The following is a 327-nucleotide window of genomic DNA, read 5'->3' as shown; positions in this document are numbered from 1 at the left end:
TCTGCAGTTGGTTGGNNNCAGTTTTTATCAATAACAAATAATATATATAAAGAAAATGAATGTTCATTAATGGATGTACAANNNNCGTTAATACAATATTTATATCAATATCATAGTTGCGATTANATCTATCTTGTTTTGAAAAAATGGACTGTTTATCTAATTTATATTTCTTATATATCAGTAATAGTACAAATTATGTTAGTAATTATACTATAGAAGCAATAGAGCAGTGAGATTATTACTACTATAATAAATATGGATTTTCTATAACTTCTTACAATTATTTACAATTTGGAAAAGATTTAATATTTATGGGTAATATAG

It is taken from the genome of Candidatus Nanopusillus massiliensis (assembly GCF_920984865.1).
This window is presented reverse-complemented; position numbering follows the sequence as displayed.